The 12,672-nt window shown below is 60.0% G+C and carries 15 protein-coding genes and 1 tRNA gene; 10 read left to right on the top strand and 6 right to left on the bottom strand.

Features of this window, described 5'->3' with window-relative positions:
• Positions 1-100: 100 nt before the first annotated feature.
• Together mtaB and dapF are read right to left on the bottom strand one after the other, a co-directional pair.
• Positions 101-1,354, bottom strand: a complete 1,254-nt coding sequence (mtaB, locus tag ACGYK4_RS08040; protein ID WP_394455929.1) for a tRNA (N(6)-L-threonylcarbamoyladenosine(37)-C(2))-methylthiotransferase MtaB — start codon at positions 1,352-1,354, stop codon at positions 101-103.
• Positions 1,351-2,184 (bottom strand): diaminopimelate epimerase, encoded by an 834-nt coding sequence (dapF, locus tag ACGYK4_RS08045; protein ID WP_349580605.1) that lies wholly within the window; start codon positions 2,182-2,184, stop codon positions 1,351-1,353. The genes mtaB and dapF overlap by 4 nt, the downstream gene beginning before the upstream one ends.
• A gap of 104 nt (positions 2,185-2,288) precedes the next feature.
• Between dapF and ACGYK4_RS08050 the strand changes: the two genes are divergently transcribed.
• A tRNA-Lys gene (locus ACGYK4_RS08050) sits at positions 2,289-2,364 on the top strand.
• A gap of 62 nt (positions 2,365-2,426) precedes the next feature.
• On the opposite strand, the gene ACGYK4_RS08055 is transcribed toward ACGYK4_RS08050, so the two are convergent.
• The 4 genes from ACGYK4_RS08055 to ACGYK4_RS08070 are packed head-to-tail and all read right to left on the bottom strand — an operon-like array spanning position 2,427 to position 6,764.
• The gene (locus tag ACGYK4_RS08055) at positions 2,427-3,275 is read right to left on the bottom strand and encodes an ABC transporter permease (RefSeq protein ID WP_394455931.1); all 849 of its coding nucleotides are present in this window, start codon (positions 3,273-3,275) and stop codon (positions 2,427-2,429) included.
• A 4-nt stretch (positions 3,276-3,279) separates the two neighbouring features.
• Positions 3,280-4,509 carry an ABC transporter permease gene (locus ACGYK4_RS08060; RefSeq protein ID WP_394455933.1) on the bottom strand — a complete coding sequence of 410 codons (1,230 nt, stop codon included), beginning with the start codon at positions 4,507-4,509 and terminating at the stop codon, positions 3,280-3,282.
• A gap of 60 nt (positions 4,510-4,569) precedes the next feature.
• Complete coding sequence (locus ACGYK4_RS08065) at positions 4,570-5,613, bottom strand: ABC transporter substrate-binding protein (protein ID WP_394430521.1); 1,044 nt, start codon at positions 5,611-5,613, stop codon at positions 4,570-4,572.
• A gap of 59 nt (positions 5,614-5,672) precedes the next feature.
• Positions 5,673-6,764 (bottom strand): ABC transporter ATP-binding protein, encoded by a 1,092-nt coding sequence (locus tag ACGYK4_RS08070; RefSeq protein WP_209219605.1) that lies wholly within the window; start codon positions 6,762-6,764, stop codon positions 5,673-5,675.
• Positions 6,765-7,013: 249 nt separating this feature from the next.
• Here ACGYK4_RS08070 and ACGYK4_RS08075 point away from each other — a divergent pair, with 249 nt between their 5' ends.
• The 9 genes from ACGYK4_RS08075 to ACGYK4_RS08115 all read left to right on the top strand — a co-directional run bounded on the left by ACGYK4_RS08075 (position 7,014) and on the right by ACGYK4_RS08115 (position 12,670).
• Positions 7,014-8,096 (top strand): NAD(P)/FAD-dependent oxidoreductase, encoded by a 1,083-nt coding sequence (locus tag ACGYK4_RS08075; protein ID WP_394455935.1) that lies wholly within the window; start codon positions 7,014-7,016, stop codon positions 8,094-8,096.
• A 118-nt stretch (positions 8,097-8,214) separates the two neighbouring features.
• A complete protein-coding gene (locus tag ACGYK4_RS08080; protein ID WP_067265753.1) occupies positions 8,215-8,394 on the top strand; it encodes a hypothetical protein in 180 nt (59 codons plus the stop codon).
• 74 nt (positions 8,395-8,468) lie between these two features.
• Positions 8,469-8,864 carry a PleD family two-component system response regulator gene (locus ACGYK4_RS08085; protein ID WP_394455937.1) on the top strand — a complete coding sequence of 132 codons (396 nt, stop codon included), beginning with the start codon at positions 8,469-8,471 and terminating at the stop codon, positions 8,862-8,864.
• 253 nt (positions 8,865-9,117) lie between these two features.
• Positions 9,118-10,305, top strand: coding sequence for a tyrosine-type recombinase/integrase (locus ACGYK4_RS08090; protein WP_394455939.1), 1,188 nt, complete (start codon positions 9,118-9,120; stop codon positions 10,303-10,305).
• A gap of 73 nt (positions 10,306-10,378) precedes the next feature.
• A complete protein-coding gene (locus ACGYK4_RS08095) occupies positions 10,379-10,561 on the top strand; it encodes an AlpA family transcriptional regulator (protein ID WP_067265748.1) in 183 nt (60 codons plus the stop codon).
• Positions 10,562-10,678: 117 nt separating this feature from the next.
• On the top strand, positions 10,679-11,407 hold the full coding sequence (locus ACGYK4_RS08100; protein WP_394455941.1) for a hypothetical protein: 729 nt from the start codon (positions 10,679-10,681) through the stop codon (positions 11,405-11,407).
• Between the two features lie 64 nt (positions 11,408-11,471).
• Positions 11,472-11,651: an AlpA family transcriptional regulator gene (locus tag ACGYK4_RS08105; RefSeq protein WP_067265745.1), complete on the top strand. Its 180-nt coding sequence runs from the start codon at positions 11,472-11,474 to the stop codon at positions 11,649-11,651.
• A gap of 112 nt (positions 11,652-11,763) precedes the next feature.
• On the top strand, positions 11,764-12,129 hold the full coding sequence (locus tag ACGYK4_RS08110) for a hypothetical protein (RefSeq protein ID WP_067265742.1): 366 nt from the start codon (positions 11,764-11,766) through the stop codon (positions 12,127-12,129).
• Positions 12,130-12,229: 100 nt separating this feature from the next.
• Entirely contained in the window at positions 12,230-12,670 is a 441-nt protein-coding gene (locus ACGYK4_RS08115) for a hypothetical protein (protein WP_067265740.1), read from the top strand.
• Positions 12,671-12,672 lie beyond the last annotated feature (2 nt).

Consider the following 12,672-nt stretch of genomic DNA (forward strand, 5'->3'; position numbering starts at 1 on the left):
GCGATTTGGCTAGGTGTCATGATGCGGAGTCGTCTCGAGTACGGAAGCCATTCCGACCGCAGTCTCGTTCCATCGCTCCCCGGAGGGGATGCCCTTCGCGTTAGGCGGTCAGCTGCGTTCCTGAAATTCCGGTGATCTCAGCCTGCACGATCTCACCTTCAAGCTGCGGCGCAGCAAAGCTCACCTCGGTGAACTGCGCCGTGCGGCCCATGTGGGGGTTCTCCATCAACACGTCATGCGTGCGCCCGACCTGCGCCTCCAGATGCCGTTGCACCTGCCGTTCGCCAGCCGCGCGAAGCCGGGCCGCGCGTTCCTTGATCGCCGCGCCATTCACGGCGGGCATCCGCGCCGCGGGGGTGCCGGGGCGGGCGGAGTAGGGGAAGACATGCAGCCATGTCAGGTCGCATTCCTCGACCAGTTTCAGCGAGTTCTCGAACATCGCCTCGGTCTCGGTCGGGAAACCTGCGATGATGTCCGCGCCGAAGGTCATGTCGGGGCGCAGCGCGCGGGCCTCTTGGGCAAAGCGGATCGCATCGTCGCGCAGGTGACGGCGCTTCATGCGCTTGAGGATCATGTCGTCGCCATGCTGCAGCGACAGATGGAGATGCGGCATCAGGCGCGGCTCGGTGGCGATGGCCTGCATCAGGTTCTCGTCCACCTCGATCGAATCGATTGAAGAGATCCGCAACCGCGGCAGGTCGGGTACCAGCTTCAGGATGCGCATCACCAAGTCGCCAAGCTTCGGCGTCGCCGGCAGATCGGCGCCCCAAGAGGTCAGGTCGACCCCGGTCAGCACCACCTCGTTGAAGCCCTTGTCCACCAGCCGCTTGATCTGGTCCACGACCACGCCCGCGGGCACTGAGCGCGAATTGCCGCGGCCATAGGGGATGATGCAGAAGGTGCAGCGGTGATCGCAGCCGTTTTGGACTTGCACATAGGCGCGGCTGCGGGTGCCAAAACCGTCGATCAGGTGGCCCGCGGTCTCGGTCACCGACATGATGTCGTCGACCTGCACGGTCTCGGTCTCGCCGATGAAATCGGCGGCCATGCCCTGCCACGTCGCACCCTGCATCTTCTCGGTGTTGCCGATCACGGCATCGACCTCAGGCATGGCGTTAAAGGTTTCGGGTTCGGTCTGGGCGGCGCAGCCGGTCACGATCAACCGCGCCCCGGGATGCGCCTTGCGCAGCTTGCGGATGTCCTGCCGTGCCTTGCGGACCGCCTCGGCCGTGACCGCGCAGGTATTGACCACCACGGCGTTCTCGAGGCCCGCCTGTTCGGCCAGTTCCTTCATCGCCTCGGTCTCATAGGCGTTGAGGCGACAGCCCATGGTGCTGAAGATCGGGGCGCTCATGTCAGGCTCTCCAGAAACTCGGGGGTGAAGGTGCCGGAGAATACATGGGCGGTCGGCCCCGTCATCCAGACGCCATCCTCGCGCCAATCGATGTGCAGTGTGCCGCCGTCGAGGTCGATGCGCACGGCACGGCCTGTCAGACCCCGGCGCGCGGCGGCCACGGCGGTGGCGCAGGAGGACGAGCCCGAGGCCAGCGTGACGCCCACGCCGCGTTCCCAAACGCGCATGCGGATGTGATCCGGCCCAACGATCTGCGCGACCTGCACATTGGTGCGTTCAGGGTAAAGCGGATCATGCTCGGCACGAGGGCCGAGATCGGAGAGGTCCATCGCCTCGGCATCATCGACGAAGAAGGTGCAATGCGGGTTGCCCATGCCGGTGGCGACGGGGGCGCCGTCGATCGGCAGGTGCAGCGTGTCCATTTCGCGCGCCAATGGCACCTCGTCCCAATTCAACTGCGGGTGGCCCATGTTGACGGAGGTCAGGCCGCCCCCGGCGTCCTTCGCCGCCAGATCGCCCCGCGCGGTGGTCAAATGCAGCGAATCGCGGCCTGTGTCGTCCATCAGGTAGCGTGCGATGCAGCGCGTGGCATTGCCACAGGCGGCAGAGAGGGAGCCGTCGGAATTGTAAAAGGTCAGATGCGCGTCGCCCGTCCCGCGCGTAATCACCGCAAGCTGATCGAATCCCACGCCAAATTGCCGGTGCCCGATGGCCTGCGCCATCGCCGGGGTCACGTCGATTGCCTCCGCGCGTGCATCAAACACGACGAAGTCATTGCCTAGCCCATGCATTTTCATGAAGGGCAATCCGGGGGTCTGATCGCTGTACATTCGGGGCATATAACCCCGGCATGAAAACTAATCCAGCATCTCGCATTATTTTCGTAATTAAGGGCTTGACCCTGCCGCCCGTAATTTCTAGTTACCCGCCTAGTGGGCCGTTAGCTCAGTTGGTAGAGCAACTGACTTTTAATCAGTAGGTCGATGGTTCGAACCCATCACGGCTCACCACTCACCCCCCTCCTTAAATGGTCATGGATCAGGTGTTTGGTGCCGCCCTCGGGCGGTTTTGCTTATTCCTGACCGCGCAGCCGGGCCGAGCGTCGGCGCAGGGCTTCCAGCACAAAAAGCATCGTCGCGGAGAGCACCACCAGCAGCGTCGCCACCGCCAGAATCGTCGGGTTGATCTGTTCGCGCAGGCCCGAGAACATCTGCCGTGGAATCGTGCGCTGTTCGGGACCGGCGAGGAAGAGCACCAGCACCACCTCGTCAAAGGATGTGACAAAGGCAAAGAGCCCGCCCGAGATCACGCCGGGGCGGATGAGCGGAATCACCACGTCCCAGAACACCTTGATCGGCGAGGCGCCGAGGCTCAGCCCCGCCACGAAGAGCGAGCGGTCGAAGCCGCTGAGCGTGGCGGTGACGGTGATGATGACAAAGGGCACGCCAAGGGCGGCATGGGCGATGATCAGCCCGGTGAAGGTGCCCACGAGGTTGAACTGCGTGTAGAAAAAGAACATGCCCGCCGCGATGATAATCAGCGGCACGATCATGGGCGAGAGCAGCAGCGCCGTGATCACCCGTTTGAACGGCATCCAAGGCGAGGCGAGGCCCACCGCCGCCAGCGTGCCCAGCACCGTGGCGATGCTGGCCGCCGCGATGCCGATGACGAAGGAATTGCGGATCGCGATGCGCCATTTCTGATCATCGACGATCTCCTGATACCAGCGCGTCGAATAGGCGTCCGGGTCGAGCGACAGCATGCCTTGGGTAAAGGTAAAGAACGGCTCGGCATTGAACGATAGCGGCATGATCACGAGGATCGGCAGCATCAAGAACACCAGCACCAAGGCGGCCATGATGCGCAGGCCGTAGTGCCCCGCCTTGTGCCAGATCGTGTAATAGTCGGGCAGTTGGCTCATGACATCATCCCAGCTTAAGGTTGTCGGTGCCGACGAAACGGTCGAACAGCCAGTAGAGAACGAGGATCAGGATCAGCAGGAGCGAACCAAGCGCCGCTGCCAGTTCCCAGTTGTTCGATACCTGCATGTGGAAGGCGATGATGTTCGAGATCATCTGCCCATCGGTGCCGCCCACAAGTGCAGGCGTGATGTAGTAGCCGACCGAGATGATGAAGACCAAGAGCGCCCCGGCAGACAGGCCCGGCAGGCTCATCGGCAGGTAAATTTTGTACCACGCGCCGATCGGATTAGACCCCATGGAAATCGCGGCGCGCATGAAGCTCGCGTCGATCCCGCGCATCACCGCATAGAGCGGCAGCACCATGAAGGGCAGCAGGATGTGGGTCATGGCGAGGATGGTGGAGAACTCGTTGTAGAGAAGCTCGATCGGCTCGTTGATCAGCCCGGCCCAGAGCAGGGAGGAGTTCACAACGCCGCCCGCTTGCAAGAGCGCGATCCAGGCGGTGGTGCGCACCAAGAGCGAGGTCCAGAAGGGCAGCAGGACGAAGACCATCAGGAAGTTCGCCGTCGCGGGGCTGGCCTGCGACATGTAGAAAGCCAGCGGATAGCCCAGCAGCATCGTCAGCCCGGTGATGATCAGAGCCATCTTCAGCGTTTTGGTATAGAGCTGTTTGTAAATCTGCGTGTCGCGTTGGACGATGTCCCCTTCGGAGTCGTATTCCATATCGACAGCGGTGAGGTAGTAGCTCGACGTATAGACCTGCCCGGCGCTGCGGATCGCGCGCCAAGTGGCGGGCTTGGCCCAACGGTCGTTCTTTTCCAGCAGCATCTCGGCGCCATTGGCGGCAAGCTCGGCATCCTCGGCGCGGCGCAGGCCCCGGGCGGTGGATTTGATGACGCTCGACATGCCCGGCAGGGCGCGGTTGATCTCATCGGCGAACCTGCCGGAGGTGCGGTTGTTTGCCATGCGCTTCATGTCGATGGCCATCTGGGTGATGACCGCCGTGTCGGGCAGGCTTTCGCCCTCCCAGTCTTCGAGCATCTCCAGCGTTTCGGGCACCAGTTCGGCCACGGTGGGGTTGTAGACGCTGCGGAACAGCATCGTGGTGATCGGTGCGACAAAGGCGAAAAGGATGAAGAGCAGCAGCGGCACCACGAAAAGAAACGCCTGCAGGCGGCGTCTGCGCATTTGGCGACGGGCGTTGGCGGCGTCTTGGGAAGTGAGGCTGGACACGCGGTTACTCTTCTATAGGGGTTGGGTGCCCCGCGCCCGGTCAGGCGCGGGGCAGGGGGCTTATTGCAGCAGCCATTCGTTGAACTTCTCGCCCAACGTCTCGCCATAGTCGGCCCAGAAGATGCCATCGGCTTTGACGCCTTCGTCAAGATGCGCGGTGGGCAGGTCTTGTTTCACGTCCTCGGGCAGCAGCGCTTGGGCAGAGGCGCGGGTCGGGCCATAGGCCACGTCCTGCATGCCCGAGAGCGGCACGGTGCCTGTGGCGAACTTGATGAACTCCATCGCCTCTTCTTTCTTCTCGGTGCCTTTCATGATCGCCCAGACGTCGAGGTCATAGATGTGGCTGTCCCAGACGATCTCGAAGGGGGCGCCATCATCCTTGATCGCGGCGAAGATGCGGCCATTGGCCGATTGCACCATGGTCGCCCCGCCGTCGTTCAGCAGCACGGGGGCCTGCGACCAGCTGTCGTACCAAGTGATGTCGTCCTTGATGGTGTCGAGTTTGGCAAATGCGCGCTTCTGCCCCTCTTCGGTGGCCAACACCTCATAAACTTCTTCCGGGGCGACGCCATCGGCCAGCAGCGCCCATTCCATGTTGACCTGAGGCCGCTTGCGCAGACCGCGTTTGCCGGGGAACGCCTCGATATCAAAGAAGTCTTCGATGGTTTTGGGGCCTTCGCCGTTCTCGGTGTTTACGGCAAAGACGACGGACCAGACGATATTGCCCACGCCGCATTCATTGGCCAGCGCGTCATCGATGAAGTCATCCGCCGCTGGGGTGCCATCGTCGCCATCGGGCAGAACGGATTGGTCGATCACTTCCAGATAGCCCTCGGCACAGGCGCGTTCGAGGTCGATCACCTCGATGTCGACGACATCCCACAGGATGTTGCCCGCCTCGACCTGCGCCTTCATCTCGGCCACGCCGCCGCCGTAGTCTTCGAACAGGATGTTGGTGCCGGATTTATCCATATAGGGCTGGATCATATGCTCCATCTGCGCGGCGCCATAGGCCCCGCCAAAGGACGTCACCGTCAGATCCTCGGCCAAGGCGGGGCTGGCGATCAGCGCCGCGGTGGCCAGATAACTCAGATGCTTCTTCATCGGTCTCTCCTTGTCATGTCCAGGTTTTATGCGGGGCCCCGGTTTGCCCCCGGTCGCCCTTAATTGGCAAAGGCGATGCAGTCTTTCGTCAGGGACAACAGCTGCGCCGTCGCGCCCTCTTCGAACTCGGGCGCGGACAGGTCGTTGAGCACTTTGACGATAATGTCGGTGCCGTCCGGCAGGCGGAAATAATAGCGGATGAAATCGCCCACATAGATGCGGGTGACGAAGGTTGCCGTCAGCGCGTTGTCATGGGCGTGGGTCGTGGGATGGATGAACAGTTTCTCGGGCCGGATGGAGACGCGGCATTGCGCGCCTTCGGTCAGCCCTTCGGAGGTTTGCGTGGTGATCGTGCCGGTATCGGTCTCGACCTTGGCGATCTCGCCTTCGATCCGGGTGACGCGGCCCTGCACGAAGTTGTTCTCGCCGATGAACTCGGCCACGAAGGCATTCACCGGCCGCTCGTACAATTCCGCGGGCGGGGCACATTGCTGCACCACACCGTCGTTGAAGACGGCAATCCGGTCGGACATCGACAGCGCCTCGGTCTGGTCGTGGGTGACGTAGATGACGGTAAAGCCGATCTGCTTGTGCAGGCGGGTGATCTCAAACTGCATCTGCTCGCGCAGGTTCTTGTCGAGCGCGCCAAGAGGTTCGTCCATCAGGATGAGCGTCGGCTGGAAGATCATCGCGCGGGCCAGCGCCACGCGCTGCCGTTGCCCGCCCGAAAGCTGCCCGGGGCGACGGTCGCCAAAGGCCGAAAGCTCGACCAGCGACAGATACTCGGCCACACGCTCTTTGATATCCGCCTTGGACATTTTCCGCACGCTCAGCGGATAGGCGAGGTTTTCGGCCACGGTCATATGCGGGAACAGCGCGTAGTTCTGGAACACCATGCCGATGTTGCGCTTGTTCGGCGCGGTCTTGTTGATCGACCGGCCATTGATCGCGATATCGCCCGAGGTGACGCTTTCAAACCCCGCCAGCATCATCAATACGGTGGTTTTGCCCGAGCCCGAGGGGCCAAGAAGGGTGATGAACTCCCCCTCCTGCACATCCATGTCGAAGCCTTTGACGACGAGATTTTCCTGATCGTAGCTCTTCTTGACGTTATCAAAACGCAGAAAAGTCTCTGCTTTGGTGTCTTTCATTGTGTCGCGGCTCTCCCTGTCGCTGGGGGGAGTTAAGCAGGTGCGATGATTCTAAACAATATGTTGCACCATTTAAGAGAATCGCGCCCTTCCCCGCGCTTATCGCGTGAGCATCTAGCCTCCTGTGGCGGCAGGATCGGCGGCTTTCGCCACGTTCTGCGAGAAATCGGTGGTAGAGCACCTATGTAGAAAGCTGACCACGCGGGCAGACTGTCCGGCAGGCGAAACCGATCAAAAGGAGAGGCACCGATGGGCAAGCGTATCGCAATCGTAGGGGGCGGCTATCTGGGGGCCGAACTGGCCAAGGCGATGGACCAGATCGCCGAGGTGACCTTGATCGAGCCGCGCAGTCATTTCGTACATGCCTCCGCGATGATCCGCGCCGTGGTGCAGCCCAGTTTGGTCGAGGAATCGCTGATCCCCTATGACCGGTTGCTGAAGCGGGGCCGCGTCGTAGCGGCGCGGGCGACTGGTGTCGATGGCGAGGGTGTCACGCTGGAGGACGGCACGCGGGTCGAGGCGGAGTATATCGTCGTCGCCACCGGCTCGGACTACGCGACGCCGTTCAAGCCGAAGGGTGCAGATATCGACGGGCTGAGGGCCGCGAACCAAGAGACGCGTGAAAAACTGCTGGCGGCCAAGACCGTGGGCATCATCGGCGCGGGCGCTGTCGGGGTCGAGCTTGCCGGTGAGATCGCCCATGCCATGCCCGACAAAGAGATCACCCTGATCACCAAAGACGACAAGCTTTTTGCCGGAAAGCCCGACAGCCTCGGCGCCTCGCTGAGCAGGAAGCTGAAACGCGCCGGGGTGGAGCTGATCCTCGGCAAGAAGGCCGAAGGGCTCGCCTCCATGACAGAGCCGCATGCGGGCAGCCTCACCCTCGATGGCGGGGCGGCGCGGAGTTTCGATCTGATCTTCCCCGTGCTGGGCGCGCGCGCCGCCTCTGAGTTGTTGAAGAACCTGCCGGGGGCCGAGGTCACCGCCGCGGAGCGGATGAAGACCGACGGCTATCTGCGCCCCTCATCCCTGCCCAATGTCTTTGCCGCGGGGGATGTGGCGGACCCCGGCGACAATATGACCATCGTCGCGGTCAGCCGGCAGTTGCCTTGGCTGAGAAAGACCCTCACCGGGCTGATCACGGGCCGCAAGCTGGCGGATATGAAAACCTATCGCCCTTGGGGCGCGGAGGCACCGATTCTGCTGCCTTTGGGGCCGGTGCGCGGCAATAGCTTTTTGATGCTCTTCACCGCGGGCGATTGGGTGACGCAAAAGATGAAGGGCGCGCATCTCTTTGTATCGAAGTACCAAAAGCTGCTGAACAGGCATTAACCGCAGCCCGAGGGTGGGGCGCTCTATACCTTAGAATAGGGCGCTTATCCCGACGCCAGCAGGCATTGCGCGGCAAGATGTGTGAAGGTTGAGACAAGTCAACTCAGGAGCACAAGCCATGTCCATTCAGTTCAGCAACAGTTTCGACGCCGCCCAAGCCGTTAGCGAAATCACCCCGATCACCGCCTGCGTCAGCATGGGCAAATACGCGACCGCACAGGGGGAGCTTATCTGGCAAAGGGGTGAGATCGCCTGCGTGCGTTCCGACTCGGCGATGTTCGTCGGTAAACGCATTTAAGCATTCACGTCATATTAAGTCTCGCACCACTAGGGTGACCCTTGGGGCGTGATTAAAGTGTAAGGCGGGGCGTGATGAACTGGAATGCTATCGTTATCGACGATTCTGAAATCGCGCGACAGTTCATTCAGGCGTCCCTCGCCGAGGTCGGGTTTTCCTGCGTGGCGGACTATGGCTGCCCCGCCCAAGCTCTGGTCGCGCTGGCGCAGAAGCGGATCGCGACGGATGTGATCATCACCGATTTCATGATGCCCGCGATGGATGGGCTTGAGTTCTGTAGCCATGTCAGGGGCCTGCCGTTCTATCGGGGCATCCCGGTCGTCATGATCTCCACCCGGAAAGACGCCAATCTGCTGCGCCGCGCTTTGGCGGCGGGGGCAAGCGATTGTTTGAAAAAGCCTTTCAGCTTGGCCGAGCTTGCTGCGCGGCTACAGCTTTGCCTGCAAAATGCGGGTGTCCGCGTCCAATAGGGCCGTGCGTGACCGGCGGTCGCAGCGCCCCCGAGGGGGTAGCGTCGGGGCCGTTTAAGGCCTGATCTACAGTCAATCATTTGTCGGGGAATATGGTGCCCAGGAGAGGCATTGAACTAACGTATCATCTAGTGTCAGCCTGCTTCATCAAACATCCAAACCTTTGTTTTTAATGCGTTTGGTTGTATCATTCTGTTTCATCCGGTCCCATGCTATGCTACATATAGGGGTGGATTGAGAGGGGGATAGGAATTTGGCGGCATTGAACAAGCTTTCTTCGGCCAAGGTCAGAACCGCCTCTCCCGGCAAGTACTCAGACGGGGGAGGGCTTTGGCTGGTAAAGCGCGAAGATGGCGGCGCTCAGTGGGTGCTGCGTGTTACTGTTCATGGGCGACGGCGTGAGATGGGTATCGGCAACCTTCAGGCTGTTTCCTTGAAAGAAGCGAGAGCGGCGGCAGAGAAGTGGCGGGCGGTGGTTCGAGAGGGCAAAGACCCCATCAAAGAGCGTGACCGGCTAAAGCGATTGGCCGCTAAGGATGAGCACACACTCTCATCAGTGGCGCTGGAGGCATTCGAGGCTCGCAAGGCTCAGCTTAAGGGTGACGGTAAGGCCGGGCGCTGGTTCTCCCCGCTCGAACTGCATGTGCTTCCGAAAATCGGCAAGGTTCCTGTCGAGGAAATCGACCAGCAGGATATCAAGAACGCATTAGAACCCATCTGGCACGAGAAGGCGGACACGGCCCGCAAAGCAATGAACCGCCTGAACATCACGCTTGAGCATGCAGCAGCGATGGGTCTCAATGTGGATCTTCAGGCAATCATGAAAGCGAAAGCGCTTCTGGGAAAGTCGCGTCACAAGGCAAAGAACATTCCCTACATGCCTTGGCCTGAGGTGCCAGCCTTCTACAAAAGCCTTGCTGAGCAGACGCCGACCCATCTTGCATTGCGCCTGCTGATCCTCACCACGGTTCGGTCATATGGAATTCGTTTCTGTCATTTGGATCAAATCGAAGGGGACGTATGGACCGTACCCGAAGATAACATGAAGGGGCAGGTGGGTGCTGTAACCGACTTCCGAGTGCCGCTATCGAAAGAGGCTCTCGCTGTCATAGAACTGGCGAAGCCGCTGGCGCGGGATGGATACCTGTTCCCAGGTGTTCGGAGGGCTGTAATTTCGGATGCTGCGATGAGCCGCCATATGGAGCGGCAGGGGTTGGAGGCTCGTCCGCATGGGTTCCGATCAAGCTTCAAGACCTGGTGCGAAGAAACTACCGACGTACCCGAAGTGGTTGTTGAAACGTCATTGGCGCATGTCGATGGCAACAAGGTCAAGCGGTCTTACCGCCGTACTGACCTGCTAGAGCGCCGCCGTCCGCTAATGGCGCGCTGGGCGAACCACGTAACTGGCAAGAACGCCAGCAAGGTGATCAAGATTGCGTAGTCCCAGATTCGTAAATTTTCCCTTAATCGCTCTCTGCTACGAATGGGATCATTCATTTAACAAAGAGATAACGATGACTGATAAAATTCTACGCTGCCGGGACGTACAGGAGGTGACTGGTCTCAGCAGGTCAACAATTTACCGGATGATGGATCGGGACGACTTCCCAAAGGCTACGAAGCTGGGAGTTCGCGCCATTGGCTGGCGTCAGAGCGTGGTTGCCGACTGGATTGAGGGGCGGTGCCATGAGCAGTAAGTGCAAGCGGCGGCTTCAAAGCGGAAAGGTTCAATTAGAGGCGTTTGTTGGCAGGACGCAGGGGCGAAATCACGTCACCTCATGCCGGGTGGCCACTAACGTGAGGAGTGCTCAAAGATGACGCGTATTCTATCGAAGAACGAAGTCAGTGCTGTGAAGTTTTCTGTACGTGTCGTTGGGACTTGGGCGGGTGACAATAGGATCAGCGTTCCGGCGCTTGACCCCACCCTCAGAGAAGTCGTCACCGCATTTGAACCTGTGTACCAGCAGCGGGGTGCATCGGACAGAACCCTTCTAGGATACGACATCGTTGGAGTGGATAGTGAAAGGATTGTATCCTCCTTCTTTGGTAACCTACGCGCCCATGAGTTTCTTTTGCATATTGCCAAAATTAATATTGGTCTCGGATATCCACTCCCGGATGTGCTAAGGCAACTAGTCATTGAGAAACTGAGCGGAGAAGCCGCTAGTCCGTCAGACGGCGGCATGAGGAACGTAGCTGAGCGAAACATCCTTTTTGTGATGATGGCAGAGTGGATGAAAGAAAAATGCGGTCTTCCCAAGGTAAGTGATGCAAAATTTTCCGCAGCCGAAGCCTTGTGGGCTGCGGGTACAGTGTTTGGCGTTCCCGTTACGAAGTCACAGATTTCAAAAATACTTAGAGAAAGTAAGCGCTTAAGGATTCATTCCGAAGCTCATTCCGACGTTCTGGGGGTGCCCACGTCGTCCAGTCCGGTGGTGAATGCATTATTGGGTTGGACCGCTGACGCAGACAGTTCAAAATTTGATGAACCAATAAAAAATGCTTTTTCCATGCTGGGGCATCCCTTGAGCGCGGATGACTGAACTGACTACAAGCATCTCTAGCTAAAGCGCAAGTTTGCTTCACCACGACAACAAAAGGTGAAGCATGAAATACCTCAACCTGAACCAATTGTCTGACAAAATGGGAGGCCGCTCGCGGTCCTCCATCTATCGCGATGTCGACGAAAACCGCATTCCGGCACCCATCAAAATCGGGAGCCGCCTGTATTGGGTGGAAAGCGAAGTTGACGACGCGATTGCCGCCTCCCAACCGCAAGCCGCTTAATGCAAACCCCCGCCGAATCCAACGGATCAAGCAGGGGCGCTAATCATTCGACAGTCTTGGCGGACTATCCGAATTTTAGCCGCGCTTGGTCCAAAACTCAAGGACCGATTAAATGAGCAGCAACACAACGATTAACGGCAATCCCCCGGCAAACGCCCGCCGGAACAACCGGTGGCGCGACTTCCCGAACACCATCAGTCCGGCCCAGTATCGGGTCACTGATGAAGATGGCGAGACCCGTACTGTCACAGTGTCCAAGAACAAGCGTCGGGTGCTGGAAGGGCTGATGCAAGCGCCCATGTACTGTGCCAGCCCCGTTCGCATCTCGGACTTGGTTCACATCCTCAAGCGTGACTACGGCGTAGACATCGCAATGGACCTCTACGCCAATGACAGCGACACCGACCGCGCCAAATTTGGGGTCTACACCCTTAAGAGCAAAGTTGAGTTGATCAACGGAAATGGGGGCGCATGCTGATGGCCCTCAAAATACAGATTGCCCGCTTGCAACGCCTCTATGGCCTGACCGCAACCCAAGCCCGCCTTGTCGCTGGCCTGCACTACGGGGAGGGCGTTTGATGGACGGGTTGCACATGCCCGCGAACGACCGGGGCCATAGCGCCTCGGTCAACCGCACCGCCCACCGTATCGATAGCGTATCCCGGTCGCTGGGTTACTGCTTGCTGCTGGATAACCTTGACGCGTGGCTTAGCCTTCCCGCCATCCTGCGCGCCCGTCTCAGCACGACAGAGCGGGCCGCGCTGGCCTATGTTTCGCTGAAAGCTTTGCTGCCACAGGATGCGGAGGCTGTCGCAGAGGCGGCGCTGGGCGGCGTTATGCCCTCGGCAGCAGGGCAACCCATCGCGCCCCTGTTCAACCACATGGACGAGGCAGCATTCTGGGCCGATATGGCGGTCCCTGACGAGCGGGAGGCCTATTGCCTCGCCAGCTTTAAGGCGATGCCCTACGAGCGCCAAGCGGCCTTCCTCGACTTCGTACAAGGGAGGCAGGCAGCTTGATG

It is taken from the genome of Sulfitobacter sp. 1A13368, from assembly GCF_043557275.1.
Lineage (GTDB): Bacteria > Pseudomonadota > Alphaproteobacteria > Rhodobacterales > Rhodobacteraceae > Sulfitobacter > Sulfitobacter faviae.